Source organism: Variovorax guangxiensis (assembly GCF_003952165.1).
In the GTDB taxonomy this organism is placed as follows: Bacteria; Pseudomonadota; Gammaproteobacteria; order Burkholderiales; family Burkholderiaceae_C; genus Variovorax; species Variovorax guangxiensis.
Map to the genome: position 1 here is coordinate 82,462 of NZ_RXFT01000010.1, position 19,101 is coordinate 101,562.

Genomic DNA, 19,101 nt, shown 5'->3' on the forward strand with positions numbered 1-19,101 from the left:
TACACCATGCACGAAATCAAACGATTGATTAACTTAAGGCTTCCTGAAGGTCTTTGCCGGCTCGTTCTGACCGAAGCGAATCCTTAAGACTTAAGGTGCGGATCCGGCCCGCGCTACGATCCCGCCATGCCAGCAGCCTCCACCGCAACACCCTCGCTGCCTCTCGATGCCGAGGGCATTCTCGCGCTCGCCGCGCGCTCGATGTTTCATTTGTTTTCGAGCATCAGCCAGGGCATGTTCCTGGTCGACAGCACCGGGCGCATCGTGTGGGTGAACGAGGGCTACCGGCGCTTCCTGCCCGCGCTGGGCTTCTCGTCCATCGACGAGTTCATGGGCCACATGGTGGAGGACGTGATTCCCAATACCCAGATGCGGCGCGTGCTCGAAACCGGCGAGCCCATCCTGGTCGACCTGCTGACCAACAAGGCCGGCACCTTCGTCGTCAGCCGCATTCCGCTGCGCGAAGAGCGCGAGGGCGCGGAGGGCGGCATGGGCAAGGTCATCGGTGCGATCGGCATCGTGCTGTTCGACCAGCCCGAGACCACGCTGCAGCCGCTCATCAGCAAGTTCGCGCTGCTGCAGCGCGACCTCGACGATGCCCGCCGCGAGCTCGCGAGCCAGCGCAACAACCCGCTCTACCAGCACTCGGTCGACGGACAGCGGCGCTCCAAGTACACCTTCGCGAGCTTCATCGGCAGCAGCCCGGCGGCGGTGGAGGTGAAGCGCCATGCGCGGCGCGCGGCGCAGTCGACGAGCCCGGTGCTGCTGCTGGGCGAGACCGGCACCGGCAAGGAGCTGCTGGCGCATGCCATTCATGCCTCGTCCGCGCGGGCCAAGGGCCAGTTCGTCAGCGTGAACATCGCGGCGGTGCCCGACACGCTGCTCGAAGCCGAATTCTTCGGCTTCGCCCCCGGCGCCTTCACCGGCGCCGACCGCAAGGGCCGCGAAGGCAAGTTCAAGCTGGCCGACGGCGGCAGCCTGTTCCTCGACGAAATCGGCGACATGCCGCTGGGCCTGCAGGCCAAGCTGCTGCGCGCGCTGCAGGAGGGCGAGATCGAGCCGCTGGGCTCCAACAAGCTCGTGCCCTTCGACGCCCGCGTGATCGCCGCCACCTCGCGCGACCTGCCCGAACTCGTGCGGCGCGGCCAGTTCCGCGAAGACCTGTACTACCGCCTCAACGTGCTCCCGCTGCGCGTGCCCCCGCTGCGCGAGCGGCGTGCCGACATTCCCGCGCTCGTCGAAGCGCTGGGAGAAGACATGGCGCTGCGCAGCGGCGAAGCGCCGCCCGAGCTCACGCCCGACGCGCTCGCGCTGCTCGCCGGCCAGCACTGGCGCGGCAACATCCGCGAGCTGCGCAACGTGCTGGAGCAGGTGACGATGCGAAGCGATTCGCAGCGCATCGATGCCGTGCAGCTCGAACGCATCCTGCGCGAAGCCGGCCTGGAACAGATCGAACTGCCCGCCACCCTGCAGAGCAGCCACGACGCCGACGAGCAGGCCGCGCTGCTGCGCCCGCTGTCCCAGCAGGTGGCCGAACTGGAGCGCAAGGCGATTGCGGCGGCGCTGGCGTCGACCGGTGGCAACAAGCTGGCGACGGCGCGGTTGCTCGGTATTTCGCGGGCGACCTTGTATGAGCGGATGACGAGCCAGGAGCAGTCGACGTGAATCCGCTGTCTGCCATGCGCAAGATAAGCCGCGCGGACATAGAGATTTGTGAGCGCCTGATATCTGTCGAGATGCCGCATGCGGAATTCATCGGGCGATTTGGCGAAAGGCATTCGGACCATCCCGCCGACTGGGATGCGCCGGGACCGGTGGAGCTATGGTTCTTCGAGCTACCGTGGGGGCACAAGATCACCCTCGAGCGCCATATGACCGTCGACTGGTTCAACATCTATCTGGAATCGCTTGAGATCGAAGCCGTGCTGGATTTTCTGGAGTTGAGAGCCTTCGAGACGCACGTCGATACGCATATGGTGGAACTGCTGAGGGCGAAGTCTCCGGCTTTCACGAAGCCTCTTCAGGCTTTCCGGCTTTTCCGGCTGGACGACAACGGCAATCGCATCCTGATGCGCGAATACGAGAGTCGTCGGATTGCCGATTACTACCAGCGGGTCTACGAGGCACGTGGGCACAAGCAGCTCTATTGGGTCGAGCCTGCAGGGCCGGAACATTGAGCACGAGCGATACTCCCGCCCCAGCACACAACCTTGACGCCAAAACCGATGAAGAAGGCTCTTGCCCGCACAGCCGCCTGTCTTGCCCTCTGCGCCGCGGCCGGCTTGGCCAACGCCGCACCCCAATGCTCCGGCGAAGCCGTCTCCCGCGCCAAGAAGCTGCTGACCTTCCATTTCGGCGAGGACGACCGCATCCGCATCAGACCCGACGTGAAGGAACTGCCGCCGATCCGCAACCCGGCCAACAAGAAGCAGCAGTTCAAGGTGCTCGAGGTCTGGGGCAGTGTCTACAAGGGCGAGTACCGGATGCGGCTCATCTATTTCGTGTCGGGCAACGACTGCACGCTGATGGGCCAGGAGATCCTGGAGTACGCGAACCTGTGAGCGTCAAGGCGCTGCGTTCCACCTTCGGGCCGAACTGCCATTGGTGCGGGCTGCCCATGGACTTCGGCGAGCCCGCGGGCCGGCCGGAGTCGGCCACCATCGAGCATCTGGTGGACTCGACCTTCGGCGGCGTGCGCTCGTCGAAGCACCGGCGGCTCGCGCATGCGGCCTGCAACCATGCGCGCAACGAGTTCCGGCAGCAGGCCGAGCGCCAGTTCGAACAGTGGATCGCCGAGCGCAAGGCCTCCGCGAAAACCCTGACTGAAAACCAGACAGCCGACTGAAATTCAGACATCGCAAGTGTTCTGAATTCAGCCGGAAGGCGTTCCTCCCGAGTGAAGAAACGTTTGTTATCAATGGCTTAGCGGGTGGCACGAACTGTGCAATATTCAGTCACCTTTTTCAGGAGACAAAGAATGAACCGTCGCCACCTCGTCGCCCTGGCCGCGCTCGCCGCCTGCGCCTCGGCCGCCGCTCCCGCCTGGGCGCAGTCCAATGAAATCCGCATCGCCCATATCTACAGCAAGACCGGCGCGCTGGAAGCCTACGGCAAGCAGACGCAGACCGGCCTGATGATGGGCCTGAACTACGCCACCGGCGGCACGATGATGGTCAACGGCAAGAAGCTGGTGGTCATCGAGAAGGACGACCAGGGCAAGCCGGACCTGGGCAAGTCGCTGCTGGCGGCCGCCTACTCGGACGACAAGGCAGCGCTGGCCATCGGCCCGACGGCATCGGGCGTGGCGCTGGCCATGCTGCCGGTGGCCGAGGAATACAAGAAGATCCTGCTGGTCGAGCCCGCCGTTGCCGACTCGATCACCGGCGACAAGTGGAACAAGTACATCTTCCGTACCGGCCGCAATTCGAGCCAGGACGCGATCTCCAACGCCGTGGCCGTCGACAAGCCCGGAGTGACCGTGGCCACGCTGGCGCAGGACAACGCCTTCGGCCGCGACGGCGTGAAGGCCTTCGGCTCGGCGCTCAAGAAGGCCAAGCTGGTCCACGAGGAATACCTGCCGCCCGCCACCACCGACTTCACCGCCGGCGCGCAGCGCCTGATCGACAAGCTGAAGGACCAGCCGGGCCGCAAGATCATCTGGATCGTCTGGGCCGGCGCGGGCAACCCGTTCAAGATCGTCGACCTCGACCTCAAGCGCTACGGCATCGAGATCGCCACGGGCGGCAACATTCTGCCGGCCATGGCCGCCTACAAGGCGCTGCCGGGCATGGAAGGCGCGGCCTATTACTACTTCGGCATTCCGAAGAACCCGGTGAACGAGGCGATGGTGTCGGCCCACTACAAGGAATTCAAGACGCCGCCGGACTTCTTCACTGCCGGCGGCTTCTCCGCCGCGATGGCCGTGGTGACGGCGCTAAAGAAGACCAACGGCGACACCAGCACCAACAAGCTCATCAGCACCATGGAAGGCATGAGCTTCGACACGCCCAAGGGCAAGATGACCTTCCGCAAGGAAGACCACCAGGCGATGCAGTCGATGTACCACTTCAAGATCAAGGTCGACCCGGCGTTCGCCTGGGGCGTGCCGGAGCTGGTCCACGAGATCAAGCCTGAAGAGATGGACATCCCCATCAAGAACAAGCGCTGAAGACGACAGCGTAGACAACTGCCCCTGACCCGCGCGGCGCCCGAGGAGCGCCGCCCCGTTTTCGCCCCGGATGGCCGCCGGGCGAAGCGCCAGCCTGCGCCTTTTTCTTCGCGGCGGCGTGAAGTTCCCACGGCCGATTCGATTCGTCAGTCAGCAAAGCAAGCGTTCGATACCCACAACAGAAGGAGACAGCGATGCCAGCGATGAAATGGAAGAACTGGAAGGGACTCGCCGCGGCCGCGGCGATGACGGTGGCGGCGCATGCCGCTCAGGCGGCGGTGCCGCTTCCGGCGCTCGGCGCCAACCCGGCGGAGGTGAGCGTGTCGGGCCTGTCGGCCGGCGGCTTCATGGCGGTGCAACTCCACGTGGCGTACTCGGCCACCTTCAAGCGTGGCGCGGGCGTGGTGGCGGGCGGTCCGTACTACTGCGCCGAGGGTTCGGTGCTCAACGCCACGGGGCGCTGCATGACGCACAGCACCAGCATCCCGGTGGCGTCGCTGGTGAGCACCACCAACAGCTGGGCTTCCAGCGGTGCGATCGACCCGGTGTCGAACATGAGCAATTCCAAGGTCTACATGTTCTCGGGCACCTCGGACAACACCGTCAAGCAGGCGGTGATGGACGACCTCAAGACCTACTACCAGAGCTTCGTGCCCTCGGCCAACGTGGTCTACAAGAACAACATCGGCGCGGGCCACGCGATGGTCACCGACGACTACGGCAGCGCCTGCAGCACCACCGCAGCCCCCTACATCAACAACTGCGGCTTCGACCTCGCGGGCGAGATCCTCACGCAGCTGTACGGCCCGCTGAACCCGCGCAACAACGGCACGCTGGGCGGCACCTTCACCGAGTTCAACCAGTCGGAGTTCATCAGCGGCCACGGCATGGCGGCCACCGGCTGGATCTACGTGCCGCAGGCCTGCACCACCGCCTCGTGCCGCGTGCACCTGGTGCTGCACGGCTGCAAGCAGAACTACACCGACGTGAGCGACCAGTACGTGCGCAAGACCGGCTACAACCGCTGGGCCGACACCAACAACATCGTGCTGATCTATCCGCAGACCAGCACCGCCGCCACCAACAGCTGCTGGGACTGGTGGGGCTACGACAACGCCAACTACGCGAAGAAGTCGGGCCCGCAGATGGCCGCGATGAAGGCCATGATCGACCGCGTCACCGGTTCCTCGGGCGGCAGCGGCCTGCCGGCGCCCACCGGCGTGGGCACATCGGGCGCCACCGCCAGCAGCATGGTGATCGCCTGGAACGCCGTGAGCGGCGCCAGCGGCTACAACGTGTACCGCGGCGGCAGCAAGGTCAACGCCTCGCCGGTGGCCGCCACCAGCTACACCGACACCGGCCTGGCCGCCTCGACCTCCTACAGCTGGACCGTGGCCGCGCTGAACGCGAGCAATGTGGAGGGCGCCATGTCGTCGGCCGCGACCGGCACCACCACCGGCGGCGGCAGCGGCGGCACCTGCTATACCGCCAGCAACTACACGCACACCATTGCCGGGCGCGCCTATGCCCTGTACGGCTTCACTTATGCCTATGGCTCCAACCAGTCCATGGGCCTGTGGAACATCTACGTGACGACCACGCTGAAGCAGACCGGTCCCAACTACTACGTAGTCGGCACCTGTTGAGGCCGCTCGGCTTTTCTTCCCTCTTTCGATTCGCAATGACCAACGACGATGCTTGAGACCCGAGATCTGACCATCCGCTTCGGCGGGCACGTGGCCGTCAACAGCGTGAGCTGCGCCTTCGCGCCGGGCACGCTGACGGCCATCGTCGGCCCCAACGGCGCGGGCAAGACCACCTACTTCAACCTGATCTCGGGCCAGCTCAAGGCGAGCGCGGGCACCGTGTCGCTCGACGGGCATTCGTTGTCGGGCCTGTCCCCCTCCGCGCGCACGCACGCGGGGCTGGGGCGGGCCTTTCAGCTCACCAACCTGTTTCCCAACCTCACGGTGCTGGAGAACGTGCGCCTCTCGGTGCAGGCCACGCGCGAGGGCGCGCACCGGCGCGGTCTCAACCTGTGGAGCATCTGGAGCGACCACAAGGCGCTGACCGAGCGCGCCGACCAGATCCTGGCCGACGTCGCGCTCAAGTCGCGCGAGCACGCCACGGTGGCGAGCCTGCCGCACGGCGACCAGCGAAAGCTGGAGGTGGCGCTGCTGATGGCGCTGGAGCCCAAGGTCTTCATGTTCGACGAGCCCACGGCCGGCATGAACGCGGCCGAGGCGCCCGTCATCCTCGACCTGATCCGCAAGCTCAAGAAGGACAAGAGCAAGACCATCCTGCTGGTCGAGCACAAGATGGACGTGGTGCGCGAGCTCGCGGACCGCATCATCGTGCTGCACAACGGCACGCTGGTGGCCGATGGCGAACCCGCCGAGGTGATCGCCTCGCCGGTGGTGCAGGAGGCCTACCTGGGCGTCGCGAAGGAGGCCGCATGAGCACCAACAATCTGCTGACCCTCGAGGGCGTGCACACGCACATCGGGGCGTATCACATCCTGCACGGCGTCGACCTCGCCGTGCCGCGCGGCCAGCTCACCATGCTGCTGGGCCGCAACGGCGCTGGCAAGACGACCACGCTGCGCACCATCATGGGCCTGTGGCATGCGTCGCAGGGCAGGGTGCGCTTCGGCGAGAAAGAAATCACCACGCAGCACACGCCGCAGATCGCCGGCCTGGGCATCGCCTACGTGCCCGAGAACATGGGCATCTTCTCCGACCTCACGGTGAAGGAGAACATGCTGCTGGCCGCGCGCGGCGCCAAGAACGCGCAGCAGATCGACGACGCGCGGCTGAAGTGGATCTTCAAGCTCTTTCCCGCGGTCGAGAAGTTCTGGAACCACCCGGCGGGCAAGCTCTCGGGCGGGCAGAAGCAGATGCTGGCCGTCTCGCGCGCCATCGTGGAGCCGCGCGAGCTTCTCATCATCGACGAGCCCAGCAAGGGCCTCGCGCCCGTGATGATCAACAACATGATCGACGCCTTCGCCGAGCTCAAGCGCAGCGGCGTGACGATCCTGCTGGTGGAGCAGAACATCAACTTCGCCCAGCGGCTGGGCGACACCGTCGCGGTGATGGACAACGGCCGGGTGGTGCACGCCGGCTCCATGGCGGAGTTCTCCGCCGACGCGCAACTTCAGCAATCTCTCTTGGGCCTCGCGCTATGACGATTTCCGTGTCTTGTTCCCTCTCCCGCGTGCGGGAGAGGGCTAGGGTGAGGGCAGGCGGCCTGTGCAACGGCCATGACCTCGTCTCGTCGCCGTCGGCCCTCACCCCAACCCTCTCCCGCAATCGGGAGAGGGGGCAAGAGGAGGCGCAGCAATGAAAGCCCTCGACTTCGACTGGCGCCCGCTGCTCCTGGCCCCGGTGCTGGCGCTCGCCGCGTTGCCGCTCACCGGCTCCTTCTCGACCTGGCTCACGCTCACCGTGGCGGGGCTGGCGATGGGCATGATCATCTTCATCATCGCCTCGGGCCTCACGCTGGTGTTCGGCCTCATGGACGTGCTGAACTTCGGCCATGGCGTGTTCATCGCGCTGGGCGCCTTCGTGGCCAGCAGCGTGCTCGGCCTCATGGGCGACTGGACCGGCTCGGGCGAGCTGTGGCGCAACCTCGTCGCGGTGTTCCCGGCGATGCTGGTCGCGATGGCCGTGGCCGGCGCCGTGGGGCTGGCCTTCGAGCGCTTCATCGTGCGGCCGGTGTACGGCCAGCACCTGAAGCAGATCCTCATCACGATGGGCGGCATGATCATCGGCGAGGAACTCATCAAGGTGATCTGGGGCCCGGCGCAGATTCCGCTGCCGCTGCCCGAGGCGCTGCGCGGCTCGCTGCTGGTGGGCGACGCGGCCATCAGCAAGTACCGCCTGCTCGCGGTGGCCGTGGGCGTTGTCGTGTTCGGCGTGCTCGCATGGACACTGGGGCGCACCAAGATCGGCCTGCTCATCCGCGCGGGCGTGCAGGACCGTGAAATGGTCGAGTCGCTGGGCTACCGCATCGGGCGGCTCTTCGTCGGCGTGTTCGTGGTCGGCAGCGCGCTGGCCGGCCTGGGCGGCGTGATGTGGGGCCTCTTCCAGCAGAACCTGGTGCCGCAGATGGGCGCGCAGGTCAATGTGCTGATCTTCATCGTCATCATCATCGGCGGGCTGGGCTCGACGGGTGGGGCGCTCATCGGCGCGCTGCTGGTGGGGCTGATGACCAACTACGTGGGCTTCCTGCTGCCCACGCTCACGCAGTTCGCGAGCATCTTCCTGATGGTGGCCGTGCTGCTGTGGCGCCCGCAGGGCGTGTATCCGGTGGCGAACCGCTGAAGAAGAGGAGGAAGAAAAAATGTTCCTGAAACGACTCCTCTCCAACGACATGCCCCGCAGCCGGCTGCTCGCCGTGCTGCTGCTGGCGGTGTTCATCGCGCTGGCCTTCGCGCCATTCATCTTCCCCGGCGTGAAGGCGCTGAGTGTCGCGGCCAAGATCCTGGTGTTCGTGGTGCTGGTGGCCAGCTTCGATCTGCTGCTGGGCTACACCGGCATCGTGAGCTTCGCGCACACCATGTTCTTCGGCATCGGGGCCTACGGCATCGCCATCTCGGCCTCGCGGCTCGGGCCGAACTGGGGCGCGGTGCTGGTCGGGCTGGGCGCGTCGCTGGCGATCTCGCTGGTGCTGTCGTTCGCCATCGGCCTTTTCTCGCTGCGGGTGCGCGCGATCTTCTTCGCGATGATCACGCTGGCCGTGGCTTCGGCCTTCCAGACGCTGGCTTCGCAGCTTTCCGACTTCACCGGCGGCGAGGATGGCCTGACCTTCAAGCTGCCCGAGCTGATCTCGCCGAGCTTCGAGTTCGCGGAAGAGCCTTTCCTCGGCGTTTCGCTCGACGGCAGGCTGCTTTGCTACTACCTGCTGTTCGTGGCGGCGGTGGTGCTGGTGCTGGCGCTGCTGCGCATCGTGAACTCGCCCTTCGGCCGCGTGCTGCAGGCCATCCGCGAGAACGAGTTCCGCGCCGAAGCCATCGGCTACCGCGTGGTGGTCTACCGCACCACGGCCGCCGTGCTGTCGGCGCTCTTCGCCACGCTGGCTGGCGCGATGCTGGCGATCTGGCTGCGCTACAACGGGCCGGATACCTCGCTGAGCTTCGAGATCATGATCGACGTGCTGCTGATCGTGGTGATCGGCGGCATGGGCACCATCTACGGCGCGGCCATCGGCGCGGTGCTGTTCGTGGTGGCGCAGAGTTATCTGCAGGACCTGCTGCGCATCGGCAACGAGGCCGCCAGCGGCCTGCCATGGCTGGCCGCGCTGCTGTCGCCCGACCGCTGGCTGCTGTGGCTGGGCGTGCTGTTCGTGCTGTCCGTCTATTACTTCCCGACTGGCATCGTCGGAAAACTGCGTGCAAGGGCTGCGCGATGAGCGACAACAACAATCTGATTCCGCTTTCCCGCTACGCGCAGCTCGCCGGCCGCGAGATCCATTGGCTCGAATGGGGCTCGCCCGAGGCGCCCGTGGTCATCGCCTGGCATGGCCTTGCGCGCACAGGGCGCGACATGGACGAACTGGCGCAGCACTTCGCCTTGCGCGGCTTCCGCGTGATCTGCCCCGACACCATCGGCCGCGGCCTGAGCCAGTGGAGCCCGCTGCCGGACGAGGAATACAAGCTCTCGTTCTACGCGCGCATCGCCAATGCGCTGTGCGACGAACTGCGGCTGGGGCGCGTGCACTGGGTCGGCACTTCGATGGGCGGGGCCATCGGCACCGTCTGCGCCTCGGGCCTGTTCGAGCCGCGCATGAAGGCGCGCATCGCGAGCCTGGTGCTCAACGACAACGCACCCGAACTGGCGCAGCCGGCCATCGAGCGCATCCGCGCCTATGCGGGCGAGCCACCGGCCTTCGACACGGTGGCCGAACTCGAAGCCTTCTTCCGCACCGTCTACAAGCCCTACGGCTGGCTCAGCGACGCGCAATGGCGCCGGCTGACCGAGACCTCCACGCGCCGGCTGCCCGACGGCCGTGTGACGCCGCACTACGACCCGGCCATGGTCCGGCAGTTCAGCGCGCACGACAACGACTACCTGATCTGGCCGCACTACGACGCCATCGAAGTGCCGGTGCTTTGCCTGCGCGGAGCCGAGTCCGACCTGGTGGTGCCCGGCGTGGTCGAGGAGATGAAGCGGCGCGGTCCCGGCGCGGCCGGCCGGCTGCGGGTGATCGAAGTTCCTGCCTGCGGTCACGCGCCCGCGCTGAACGTGCCGGAACAACTTGATCCCATCGAGGGGTTTATCCGCGCCGCCGGCCGCTGAGGCAGCGGCGGCGTGACAATCGCCGCCCACCTCAACCACAAGGCCGACCACAGGCCTCGAACACCATGGCGCTCTCGATGTACGACCTGTCCGTGCCCGTCTTCACGCGCGGACTCGGCCAGCTCACCCATATCCTCGACAAGAGCCTCGCGCATGCGAAGGCCAACGGCATCGACCCGGCCGAGCTGGTCGATGCACGCCTCGCGCCCGACATGCTCACGCTGGTCGGCCAGATCCAGCGCGCCAGCGATGCCTCCAAGCTCGGCACGGCCCGCATCGCCGGCGTCACCGCGCCTAGCTTCCCCGACGAGGAAAAGACCTGGGACGACCTGGTCGCGCGCATCGCGAAGACGCAGGACTTCCTGGCAACGGTCGACCGCGCGCTGATCGACGGCCACGAAGACCGCCCGGTGACCATCAAGACCCGCGAAGGCGAGGCGACCTTCACGGCGCAGCGCTACCTGTTGCAGTTCGCAGTGCCCAATTTCTTCTTCCACGTGACCACGGCCTACGACGTGCTGCGCCACAAGGGCATGCCCATCGGCAAGATGGACTACCTGGGCAAGTTCTGACCTGGGCGGCCCATCACGCCGCCGGGACAAAGTTCAAATTGCCGTGACACATGCGCACGCAGCGCGTGCGCCGCGAACAATCGCGCCTGACCGCTGTCGGTCTGACACACGAGCGAGGTTTGCGATCATGAACATGATGTCCAGAAGGGCGTTCTCGGGGCTCGCCGCAGGTGCCTCCGCCCTGGCGGCAGCCGCGGGTGGCGCCTGGCCGGCACACAGCGCGCTGGCCGCCTCGCCGGGGCTGCGCGACTACGGCAAGGCCCCCGAATTCACTGGTATCGACAAGTGGCTCAACTCCGAGCCGCTCACCATGAAGGGGCTGTCCGGCAAGGTGGTGCTGGTCGACTTCTGGACTTATTCCTGCATCAACTGCATTCGCACGCTGCCGCACGTGGTGCGCTGGTACGAGACGTACAAGGACCGGGGCTTCACCGTGGTGGGCGTGCATTCGCCCGAGTTCGCCTACGAGAAGCTCACGCGCAACGTGCAGGACGCGATCGAGCGCTTCAACATCCGCTACCCGGTGGCGCAGGACAACGGATTCGCCACCTGGCGGGCCTACAGCAACCAGTACTGGCCCGCGTTCTACCTGGCCGACAGCAGCGGGCAGGTGATGCGGCAGCATTTCGGCGAAGGGGAGTACGCCGAGATGGAGGCTGCGATCCAGGCGCTGCTGGCACGCAGGCCGGCAGCCTGAGCCAGGATCAATTTGCCGATTCGAGGATGCGCCGTACCGCCGCCTTGCCCGCGGGCGTGAGCACCGGGCCGAGCTCGGCGTAGGGCACTTCGATCTCGATCTCGCAGCCGTTGCCGTAGGCGGGCTGGGCGAAGCGCATGCCCTTGGCTTCCAGCGTCAGGTCGTAGTAGGCGCCTTCTTCGTAGTTGGGCCGGCAGTTGTCCTCGGCCTTCGACGCGTCGATGCCCGCGTAGCGGAACAGGAAGCGGCGCAGCTTCGGCGTCATCGAGCCGCCTCCGGTGCCGGATAGCCGTCCCTCGGCCGGACGCGACTTCGACAGCGAGCGCAGGCCGAACCAGGACCATGGGTCGACCTGCCTGCCCGTCTGCAGGTCCCAGGTGCGATGGAACCAGGAGATCCCGTTGCGGCCCATGCCGGCCGCCCAGGTGTAGTTGCGGATGCTGAGCCACTGCGAGCTCCAGTAGGACGGATCGGCGGTGTTCTCGTCTTCCGCCGGTACGCCGACCCGCCCGAGGAACTCGCGGCGCTTGTCGAAGTACTCCTTGATCGTGTCCTTGCTGGTGTCGAAGTCGCGGCGCAGCTCGCGGTTGATGGCTGCCAGCGTGGGCTCGGGGCCGGAGAGTTCGATGGTTTCCTGGCCGGCGAAGCGCAGGCGGCGGAAGCTGCGGCCGGGCGCGAATTCTTCTTTCTTCCCGGTCTCGATCTTCGGCGGTGCTTCGAGCAGGCCCGCATAGCCGTCGCTGCCGCAGGCCTTGTCGCCACCCGTGGCGTCGGACAGGTCGAGCCGGATCGGCAGCGTCACGGGCGCACCCTTCACGCTCTTCCAGGTGCCGCTCAGCGTGTTGCCCTTGGCGGGGTCGAGCGACCACAGGCCGGTGTCGCCGGCTTCATGCCAGAAGCTGTCTTTCTCGACGCGGCTCAGCGGGATCGCCTTCTTGTACTGCTTGTAGAAGTAGCTGCCGCTCGGGAACTCGGCGTTGAAGCAGGCCACGATGGCCTTGGTGCCGAGCGTGCCTTCCCATACGCCCTTGGGTACGTCGATATTTGCTGCCGCGCAGGTGAGCAGGGGTAGCAGCGCAAGCGGGCCTGCCAGGCACCGGGCGCGAAGCCGATCGGTTCCGTTCGGATGCCCTCTCACTTGGCGTGCGCTCCTTGCGTAGGCCAGCCCGCCAGGTTGCGCTCGGCGATGCCCGCGAGCGCGGTGATCCATGCCGGGCTGTCGTTCAGGCAGGGGATGTAGCTGAAGGCTTCGCCGCCCGCGTGCAGGAAGGCTTCGCGGCCTTCCATGGCGATTTCTTCGAGCGTCTCGAGGCAGTCGGCCGGGAAGCCCGGGCAGACCACGTCGACGCGCTTCACGCCGGAGGCGCCGAGTTCGCGCAGCGTGGGCTCGGTGTAGGGTTCCAGCCATTTGGCCTTGCCGAAGCGCGACTGGAAGGTCACGCGGTACTGGGCACTCGAAAGGCCCAGCCGCGTTGCGAGCAGGCGCGCGGTTTCGGTGCACTGCGCCTGGTACGGATCGCCCAGCGCGATGTTGCGCGCGGGAATGCCGTGGAAGCTCATCAGCAGCACCTCGCCGCGGCCTTCGGTTTTCCAGTGCTTCTCGATGCTCTGCGCGAGCGCCTCGATGTAGGCCGGGTCGTCGTGGTAGTCGTTGACGAAGCGGAACTCGGGCACGCGGCGCTGCTTGCGGCTCCACGCGTTCACCGCGTCGATCACGCTCGCGGTGGTGGTGCCCGAATACTGGGGGTAGGCCTGCAGCACCAGCACGCGGGTGGCGCCTTCGGCCTGCAGCGCGTCGAGCCGGGAGGCGATGGAGGGGCTGGCGTAGCGCATCGCGTCGCGCACCCCCACGTGGTGGCCGCGCTCGCCTAGCCAGCCGGCCAGCAGCGTGGCCTGCTTCTGCGTCCACACTTTCAGCGGCGAGCCTTCGCGCATCCAGATGCTCGCGTACTTGGCGGCCGACTTGGCCGGGCGCGTGCGAAGGATGATGCCGTGCAGGATCGGCGCCCAGAGCAGCTTCGGGATCTCGACCACGCGGGGGTCGCCCAGGAAATCGGCGAGGTAGGGGCGCACGGCTGCTGCTGTGGGGGCATCAGGTGAGCCGAGGTTGCACCAGAGCACTGCGGTGCGCGGGGTACTCGGGGGAGCGTTCTCGTGAGTCGAAGGCATGCGATATTCTCGGGCATGACTTCCGCTTCCCCGGCGCCCGCGGGCGCCGCGCCTCTCGATCTCAAGCGTATTTCGGCGATCTCGCTGGACCTCGACGACACCCTCTGGCCGATCTGGCCGACCATCGAACGCGCCGAGGCCGTGCTGCATGCGTGGCTGCTGCGCGAGGCGCCCAAGACGGCCAGCCTGCTGATGACGCCGGGCATCCTGCGCGAGCTGCGCGAAGCCACCGCCAAGGAGCGTTCGGATCTCGCGCATGACCTGAGCGCGCTGCGCCGCGAGTCGATACGCACCGCGCTCACCCGCGCGGGCGAAGACCCGGCGCTGGCCGACCCGGCCTTCGACGCCTTCTTTGCCGAGCGCCAGCGCGTGACGCTCTACGACGACGCGCTTCCGGCGCTGAAGTGGCTCAGCGAGCGCTATCCGCTGGTGGCCATCTCCAACGGCAACGCCGACATCCAGAAGACCGGCGTGGGCCGCTGGTTCCGCACCGCCTTCAACGCGCGCGCCTTCGGCAGCGGCAAGCCGCACGCGCCGATCTTCCGCGCCGCGGCCGCGTCGGTCGGCCTGCTGCCCAGGGACGTGCTGCACGTGGGCGACGATGCCGAGCTGGACGTGGTCGGCGCGCTCAACGCCGGCATGCAGGCCGCCTGGCTGGTGCGCGACGAGCGGCCCTGGGTGCACGGTGCGCGGCCGCAGCTGATCGTGCCCAACCTGCACGCGTTGTGCATGGCACTGGGCGGCTGAGGCGTCAGGCGAAGACTGGTCTGAAGAAGCTGCGCTCGTAGCTCACGATGCAGCGGGTTTCCTCCGCGTACTTGAATGCGGCCTGGCATTCCGGGTCCTGCATCGAGTCGGCGCGGTACTTCTCATAGGCGGCCAGGCTCGGGAAGGTGAACATCGCGAGCGCCACGTTGTTCGTGCCCTCCGAGGGCAGGAAGTAGCCGTGGTGCTTGCCGCCGAACTTCTCGACCAGCGGGATCCAGAGCTTGCCGTAGTGCTCGAATTCCTTGAGCTTGTAGGCGTCGACGATGTAGCGCAGGTAGCAGGTGACCATGGGAGTCCGTCTTTCGGGATGGGGGTAGAGGGGTATTGGCGCGGCGTCTGCAGCCGCGCGCGGGGCTGACTATAGTTTCCGGGCTGTTGTCCCAAACCTCCGCGGCCTTGCGCCGAACAGGAACCCCGAAGTGCATCTCTCCAACTGGCTTCTGTTTTGCGGCGTCACGCTGCTCGTCGTCTTCACACCCGGGCCGGCCGTGCTGCTCGCGGTCTCGAACTCGATGAGCGTCGGCCCGCGACGGGCAATGATCAGTTCGCTGGGCAACGCCGCCGGGCTTTTCATGGTGTCGGCCGCCGCGATGGCGGGGTTGGGCGTGGTGCTCTCCACCTCGGCCCATGCCTTCATGGTGCTGAAGCTGGCCGGTGCGGCCTACCTGATCTACCTGGGCATCAAGCAATGGCGCAGCCAGGGCAGCGTGTTCGCCGACGTGCAGGGCGGTCCGTCCGCCGGCGCTCCGCGTTCGAGCTGGCGCCTCTTCGGCCACGGGATGACGGTCGCGCTGACCAATCCCAAGGGCATCCTTTTCTTCTCGGCTCTGTTCCCGCAGTTCCTGACGCAGGACGCGCCCATCCTCACGCAGTTCGCGGTGCTGACCGGCACCTTCGCCGCTGCCTCGGTGGTCGCCCACTCGTTCTATGTGCTGCTGGCGCGCCTGTTGCGCAGGCAGCTCTCCGATCCGCGTCGCACGCGCATCTTCAACAAGGTGTCGGGCGGGGCCTTCGTGCTGCTGGGGCTGAGCCTGCTTCGGCTGCGCAACAAGGCGGCCTGATCTCGCCTTTTCTCAGTCGAGCCCGAAGCGCTCGCGCAGCGCCGTGCAGAAGTCGGCGGTGCCGCTGATCGACAGGGTAATAGTGTCGTAGCGCGGGTCGTCCTCGCTCGATTCCTGCAGGTCGTAGTCCCACAGGCCGCCTTCGTCGAGGGCGCCGCGTGCATCCGGAAAGGCGGCCTCGGCCCAGGCCAGTACGCGGGCGACTTCGGCCCGTACTTCGGGCGTCTTGTCGGGCGAGGTCGAGGCCATGGCGTCGAAGGTGCCGTGGCCTTCGGTGTCTTCGCTGTAGTCGAAGTCGAGATAGCGCAGTCCGGTCGTCATGGCGTCGATTCAGTTCAATGATCTGGCGGCGGCGAGCCCGCTGAGCACCGCGCCTTCGAGCGTGGCGGGGTAGGGGCCTTCGATGTAGTCGCCGCAGGCTTGCAGGCCCGGTGCGATGACCGAGTGCGGCCGCACGAGGCCGGGCGTGCAGGCGAAGGTGGCGCGTTTCTCGACCACGGTCTGCACCGGCTGCAGGTCCGATTGGCCCAGCTGGGCGGCGGCCTGCGCGATGACCTGTTCTTCCAGCACCTCGCGCGACGCCTCGTTCGCGCTCACGACCATCGCAAGCACGCCCTGCATGCCGCCGAGCCGGCTCCTGTCGAAGGCGAACTGGGCCGGTGCCGTGGCCGGATCGCTGCGAAGCGCGAGCATCGGCTCGGCCAGCGGCCTGGCGCCACGCACGTAGACTGTCGCGATGGCCTCGAAGCGCAGCGCCTCGGTGGTTTCACACCAGCGGTCCGCAGGCAGGCCCGAGGCGCGGACCAGCCGCGCGGCGTCCCATGGCGCGCAGGCCAGCACGACCTGATCGAAGGCTTCTCCGTCGACCTGCCACTGCCCGGCTTCGGATGCAATGGCACGCACGCGCGTGCCGATGCGCACCGTGGCGCCTTGCCGTGTCAGCCAGCGGATCGCGGCATCGGGCAGCAGCGCGCCCAGGTCGGCGCGCGGCAGCAACAGGTCGGCGCCGCCGCTTCCGCTGAAGAGCGCGTCCTTCAGCACGCGCAGGAAGACTTCACCGCTCGACTGCGCAACGGGCGTGTTGAGCGCCGAAACGCACAGCGGTTCGATCAGCTCCTGCATCACGCGCGGAGTGAGCCCGGCGCACAGATCGGCAACCGTCGTGCCGCCGGCACAGCGAAAGCCCGAAAGCCTCCAGCCGATGGCGGTGCGCAGCAACGACGACTTGTCGCGCCACGTCCAGCCCCGCGCCATGAAGATGCCCGCCAGCAGGTCGAGCGGCGCAGGCAGCCGAGGCAGCTTCAGCCCGCCGCCATCGGCAAAGCGCAGCGAAAGAGGCAGCCGCAGCAGCGCGCCTTCGACATCGACGCCGACGTCGCGCATCAGCTGCAGCGTGGCGGTGTACGCACCGATCAGGATGTGCTGGCCGTTGTCCAGCGCCAGCCCGTGCATGTTGTCGACCCGCCGCGCCCGGCCGCCCGGCATGTGCGCCGCCTCGAACAGCGTGACGGCATGGCCGAGCCGCGTGGCCTCCACCGCGCAGGCGAGGCCGGCCCAGCCGGCGCCGATGACGGCGGTCTTCTTCCTGGTCAAGCTCAGATTCGTCCGAGGGCCTGAACCTTCCACGCCAGCCAGAACTTGCGCACCGGCGTCAGGCTCACGCGCTGGTTCAGCACCTGGAAATTGTCGCGTTCGATCTCCCGCAGCAGGGTGCGGTAGATGCTGGCCATCATCAGGCCGGGCTTCTGCGAGCGGCGGTCAGCCAGGGGGAGCAGGGCGAGCGCTTCGTCGTAGGCGGCGTGGGCGCGGGCGGCCTGGAACTTCATGAGTTCGACGAAACGCTCGGAGTGCACGCGGTTCAGGATCTCGTGCGCCTTCACGTCGAACTTCTGCAGTTCGTTGACCGGCAGGTAGATGCGGCCGCGCAGGGCGTCCTCGCCCACGTCGCGCAGGATGTTGGTGAGCTGCAGCGCCAGGCCCAGCTTGTGGGCGTAGGCAGTGGTCTGGGCGTCGGTCTGGCCGAAGATGCGGGCAGCGACCTCGCCGACCACGCCGGCCACGAGGTGGCAATAGCGCGAGAGGCCCTGGAAGTCGAGGTAGCGCGTCTGTTCGAGGTCCATCTGGCAGCCGTCGATCACCTCGTTGAGCTGGCGTGCCTCGATGCCGTAGGCCGCGGCATGCGGCATCAGAGCCTGCATCACCGGATGGCGCGGCGTGCCCGCGAAGGACTGCGAGACCTCGGTGCGCCACCAAGCGAGCTTGGTGGCGGCCACGCCGGGGTCGCTGACCTCGTCGACCACGTCGTCGACTTCCCGGCAGAAGGCATAGAAGGCGGTGATCGCGGCGCGGCGCGGCTTGGGAAGGAACAGGAAGGCGTAATAGAAACTGCTGCCCGAGGCGGCGGCCTTGTCTTGCACGTATTGCTCGGGGGTCATCGGGGAGGCGCTGCTTTCATGGGGCGTGATTGTCTCCGCATCCGCACGGCCTTCCAGAGCAGCACCGGCGCGTCGAGCTTGCCGATGGCGGGGCGCTGCGTGAAGGTGTCGAAGCCCAGGTCCTGGATCTTGTCGAGGATGCGCAGGCCGCCCTGCACCACGAGGCGCAGCTCCCAGCCGGCGCGGCCGGGCAGGCGGTGCACGAGCGGCGCGCCCTCGTTCATGAGTTCGCGCGCCCAATAAGACACGACTGCTATCAGATTGATAGCTTCCTGCGGAGGCTCCGCGTGCGAAAGCGGCGCGAAGACCTTGAAGTGCTCGGGCGAGAGGCCGCGCCGGTCGCAGTCGGTCAGCGGAAAGTAGAAGCGGCCGCGCGGAAGGTCGACACTCGGGTCCTGCCAGAAGTTGATGAGTTGCAGCGCGCTGCAGATCGCGTCGCTCTGCGCCAGGGCCTCGGCGTCGTGCACGCCGTAGAGATGCAGCAGCAGGCGCCCGACGGGGTTGGCGGAGCGGCGGCAGTAGTCGAGCAGTTCGGCGCGGTCGGCGTAGGTGCCGCGGTCGCGGGTTTTCTCGATGTCCTGCATGAAGGCGCTCAGCAGGTCGGCGAGCAGGTCTTCGGGCAGGCCGTGGCGGGCGACGCTGTGGGCCAGCGGACCGAAGACCTGGGGCCAGCGCGATCCGGGCAGCACTTCGCCGCGGGCGGCCGAGGCGAGTTCTGCGCGATAGGCGCGCAGGTCGACCAGGCGCTCGGCGGGCGAGGCGCTGCCTTCGTCGGCGATGTCGTCGGCGGTGCGCGCGAAGTGGTAGATCGCCGCGATCGGCGGGCGCAGATGCGGCGGGCACAGCCACGAGGCTACGGGGAAGTTCTCGTAGTGCGCAGGCGGCGCGGCATGTTGGGGAGTGGCGGACACGCCACGATTGTCCGCGACGGCGCA

The 19,101-nt window shown here is 67.2% G+C and carries 22 protein-coding genes; 15 read left to right on the forward strand and 7 right to left on the reverse strand.

Annotated elements, in window-relative coordinates; all coding sequences use genetic code 11:
* The first annotated feature begins 126 nt into the window (after window positions 1–126).
* From EJP67_RS22255 to EJP67_RS22315, 13 genes are all read left to right on the forward strand, one after another.
* Window positions 127–1,665, forward strand: coding sequence for a sigma-54 interaction domain-containing protein (locus tag EJP67_RS22255; protein WP_126023891.1), 1,539 nt, complete (start codon window positions 127–129; stop codon window positions 1,663–1,665).
* Entirely contained in the window at window positions 1,662–2,177 is a 516-nt protein-coding gene (locus EJP67_RS33980; RefSeq protein WP_240650745.1) for a hypothetical protein, read from the forward strand. The genes EJP67_RS22255 and EJP67_RS33980 overlap by 4 nt, the downstream gene beginning before the upstream one ends.
* Before the next feature lie 48 nt (window positions 2,178–2,225).
* A complete protein-coding gene (locus tag EJP67_RS22265; RefSeq protein WP_126023892.1) occupies window positions 2,226–2,561 on the forward strand; it encodes a hypothetical protein in 336 nt (111 codons plus the stop codon).
* Window positions 2,558–2,845, forward strand: a complete 288-nt coding sequence (locus tag EJP67_RS22270; protein WP_126023893.1) for a hypothetical protein — start codon at window positions 2,558–2,560, stop codon at window positions 2,843–2,845. Before EJP67_RS22265 ends, EJP67_RS22270 begins: the two co-directional genes overlap by 4 nt.
* A gap of 132 nt (window positions 2,846–2,977) precedes the next feature.
* Window positions 2,978–4,168 (forward strand): substrate-binding domain-containing protein, encoded by a 1,191-nt coding sequence (locus EJP67_RS22275; protein ID WP_126023894.1) that lies wholly within the window; start codon window positions 2,978–2,980, stop codon window positions 4,166–4,168.
* Window positions 4,169–4,362: 194 nt separating this feature from the next.
* A complete protein-coding gene (locus EJP67_RS22280) occupies window positions 4,363–5,814 on the forward strand; it encodes an extracellular catalytic domain type 2 short-chain-length polyhydroxyalkanoate depolymerase (RefSeq protein ID WP_126023895.1) in 1,452 nt (483 codons plus the stop codon).
* Between the two features lie 48 nt (window positions 5,815–5,862).
* Window positions 5,863–6,627, forward strand: coding sequence for an ABC transporter ATP-binding protein (locus EJP67_RS22285; RefSeq protein ID WP_126023896.1), 765 nt, complete (start codon window positions 5,863–5,865; stop codon window positions 6,625–6,627).
* The gene (locus EJP67_RS22290; protein ID WP_126023897.1) at window positions 6,624–7,352 is read left to right on the forward strand and encodes an ABC transporter ATP-binding protein; all 729 of its coding nucleotides are present in this window, start codon (window positions 6,624–6,626) and stop codon (window positions 7,350–7,352) included. The genes EJP67_RS22285 and EJP67_RS22290 overlap by 4 nt, the downstream gene beginning before the upstream one ends.
* A 154-nt stretch (window positions 7,353–7,506) precedes the next feature.
* Complete coding sequence (locus EJP67_RS22295) at window positions 7,507–8,490, forward strand: branched-chain amino acid ABC transporter permease (protein WP_126023898.1); 984 nt, start codon at window positions 7,507–7,509, stop codon at window positions 8,488–8,490.
* Window positions 8,491–8,509: 19 nt separating this feature from the next.
* Complete coding sequence (locus EJP67_RS22300) at window positions 8,510–9,577, forward strand: branched-chain amino acid ABC transporter permease (RefSeq protein ID WP_126023899.1); 1,068 nt, start codon at window positions 8,510–8,512, stop codon at window positions 9,575–9,577.
* Entirely contained in the window at window positions 9,574–10,464 is an 891-nt protein-coding gene (locus EJP67_RS22305; protein ID WP_126023900.1) for an alpha/beta fold hydrolase, read from the forward strand. The genes EJP67_RS22300 and EJP67_RS22305 overlap by 4 nt, the downstream gene beginning before the upstream one ends.
* 65 nt (window positions 10,465–10,529) lie before the next feature.
* A complete protein-coding gene (locus tag EJP67_RS22310) occupies window positions 10,530–11,036 on the forward strand; it encodes a DUF1993 domain-containing protein (protein ID WP_126023901.1) in 507 nt (168 codons plus the stop codon).
* A 133-nt stretch (window positions 11,037–11,169) separates the two neighbouring features.
* Window positions 11,170–11,733, forward strand: coding sequence for a thioredoxin family protein (locus tag EJP67_RS22315; RefSeq protein ID WP_126024058.1), 564 nt, complete (start codon window positions 11,170–11,172; stop codon window positions 11,731–11,733).
* 7 nt (window positions 11,734–11,740) lie between these two features.
* On the opposite strand, the gene EJP67_RS22320 is transcribed toward EJP67_RS22315, so the two are convergent.
* Both EJP67_RS22320 and hemH read right to left on the reverse strand, forming a co-directional pair.
* Window positions 11,741–12,871 (reverse strand): hypothetical protein, encoded by a 1,131-nt coding sequence (locus EJP67_RS22320; protein WP_126023902.1) that lies wholly within the window; start codon window positions 12,869–12,871, stop codon window positions 11,741–11,743.
* Entirely contained in the window at window positions 12,868–13,902 is a 1,035-nt protein-coding gene (hemH, locus tag EJP67_RS22325; RefSeq protein ID WP_126023903.1) for a ferrochelatase, read from the reverse strand. The genes EJP67_RS22320 and hemH overlap by 4 nt, the downstream gene beginning before the upstream one ends.
* Before the next feature lie 15 nt (window positions 13,903–13,917).
* Here hemH and EJP67_RS22330 point away from each other — a divergent pair, with 15 nt between their 5' ends.
* Window positions 13,918–14,649, forward strand: a complete 732-nt coding sequence (locus EJP67_RS22330; RefSeq protein ID WP_126023904.1) for an HAD family hydrolase — start codon at window positions 13,918–13,920, stop codon at window positions 14,647–14,649.
* A gap of 4 nt (window positions 14,650–14,653) precedes the next feature.
* On the opposite strand, the gene EJP67_RS22335 is transcribed toward EJP67_RS22330, so the two are convergent.
* Window positions 14,654–14,959, reverse strand: coding sequence for an NIPSNAP family protein (locus EJP67_RS22335; RefSeq protein WP_126023905.1), 306 nt, complete (start codon window positions 14,957–14,959; stop codon window positions 14,654–14,656).
* A 130-nt stretch (window positions 14,960–15,089) separates the two neighbouring features.
* On the opposite strand from EJP67_RS22335, the gene EJP67_RS22340 reads away from it, so the two are divergent.
* Window positions 15,090–15,731, forward strand: coding sequence for a LysE family translocator (locus EJP67_RS22340; protein ID WP_126023906.1), 642 nt, complete (start codon window positions 15,090–15,092; stop codon window positions 15,729–15,731).
* A gap of 12 nt (window positions 15,732–15,743) precedes the next feature.
* On the opposite strand, the gene EJP67_RS22345 is transcribed toward EJP67_RS22340, so the two are convergent.
* From EJP67_RS22345 to hpnC, 4 genes are read right to left on the reverse strand one after another with little or no spacing between them, the layout of a single operon-like run.
* On the reverse strand, window positions 15,744–16,052 hold the full coding sequence (locus EJP67_RS22345; RefSeq protein ID WP_126023907.1) for a hypothetical protein: 309 nt from the start codon (window positions 16,050–16,052) through the stop codon (window positions 15,744–15,746).
* A 9-nt stretch (window positions 16,053–16,061) separates the two neighbouring features.
* On the reverse strand, window positions 16,062–17,324 hold the full coding sequence (gene hpnE, locus EJP67_RS22350; RefSeq protein ID WP_126023908.1) for a hydroxysqualene dehydroxylase HpnE: 1,263 nt from the start codon (window positions 17,322–17,324) through the stop codon (window positions 16,062–16,064).
* A gap of 2 nt (window positions 17,325–17,326) precedes the next feature.
* Window positions 17,327–18,166 carry a presqualene diphosphate synthase HpnD gene (hpnD, locus tag EJP67_RS22355; protein WP_126023909.1) on the reverse strand — a complete coding sequence of 280 codons (840 nt, stop codon included), beginning with the start codon at window positions 18,164–18,166 and terminating at the stop codon, window positions 17,327–17,329.
* Window positions 18,163–19,077 (reverse strand): squalene synthase HpnC, encoded by a 915-nt coding sequence (gene hpnC, locus EJP67_RS22360; protein WP_126023910.1) that lies wholly within the window; start codon window positions 19,075–19,077, stop codon window positions 18,163–18,165. Before hpnC ends, hpnD begins: the two co-directional genes overlap by 4 nt.
* Between the last annotated feature and the right edge of the window lie 24 nt (window positions 19,078–19,101).

Coding starts and splice junctions, on each gene's coding strand:
- EJP67_RS22300 (WP_126023899.1), top strand. CDS start 8,510: ATGTTCCTGAAACGACTCCTCTCCAACGACATGCCCCGCAGCCGGCTG.
- EJP67_RS22315 (WP_126024058.1), top strand. CDS start 11,170: ATGATGTCCAGAAGGGCGTTCTCGGGGCTCGCCGCAGGTGCCTCCGCC.
- EJP67_RS22330 (WP_126023904.1), top strand. CDS start 13,918: ATGACTTCCGCTTCCCCGGCGCCCGCGGGCGCCGCGCCTCTCGATCTC.
- EJP67_RS22255 (WP_126023891.1), top strand. CDS start 127: ATGCCAGCAGCCTCCACCGCAACACCCTCGCTGCCTCTCGATGCCGAG.
- EJP67_RS22285 (WP_126023896.1), top strand. CDS start 5,863: ATGCTTGAGACCCGAGATCTGACCATCCGCTTCGGCGGGCACGTGGCC.
- EJP67_RS22295 (WP_126023898.1), top strand. CDS start 7,507: ATGAAAGCCCTCGACTTCGACTGGCGCCCGCTGCTCCTGGCCCCGGTG.
- EJP67_RS22265 (WP_126023892.1), top strand. CDS start 2,226: ATGAAGAAGGCTCTTGCCCGCACAGCCGCCTGTCTTGCCCTCTGCGCC.
- EJP67_RS22290 (WP_126023897.1), top strand. CDS start 6,624: ATGAGCACCAACAATCTGCTGACCCTCGAGGGCGTGCACACGCACATC.
- hemH (WP_126023903.1), bottom strand. CDS start 13,902: ATGCCTTCGACTCACGAGAACGCTCCCCCGAGTACCCCGCGCACCGCA.
- hpnD (WP_126023909.1), bottom strand. CDS start 18,166: ATGACCCCCGAGCAATACGTGCAAGACAAGGCCGCCGCCTCGGGCAGC.
- EJP67_RS22280 (WP_126023895.1), top strand. CDS start 4,363: ATGCCAGCGATGAAATGGAAGAACTGGAAGGGACTCGCCGCGGCCGCG.
- EJP67_RS22275 (WP_126023894.1), top strand. CDS start 2,978: ATGAACCGTCGCCACCTCGTCGCCCTGGCCGCGCTCGCCGCCTGCGCC.
- EJP67_RS22345 (WP_126023907.1), bottom strand. CDS start 16,052: ATGACGACCGGACTGCGCTATCTCGACTTCGACTACAGCGAAGACACC.
- EJP67_RS22335 (WP_126023905.1), bottom strand. CDS start 14,959: ATGGTCACCTGCTACCTGCGCTACATCGTCGACGCCTACAAGCTCAAG.
- EJP67_RS22310 (WP_126023901.1), top strand. CDS start 10,530: ATGGCGCTCTCGATGTACGACCTGTCCGTGCCCGTCTTCACGCGCGGA.
- EJP67_RS22305 (WP_126023900.1), top strand. CDS start 9,574: ATGAGCGACAACAACAATCTGATTCCGCTTTCCCGCTACGCGCAGCTC.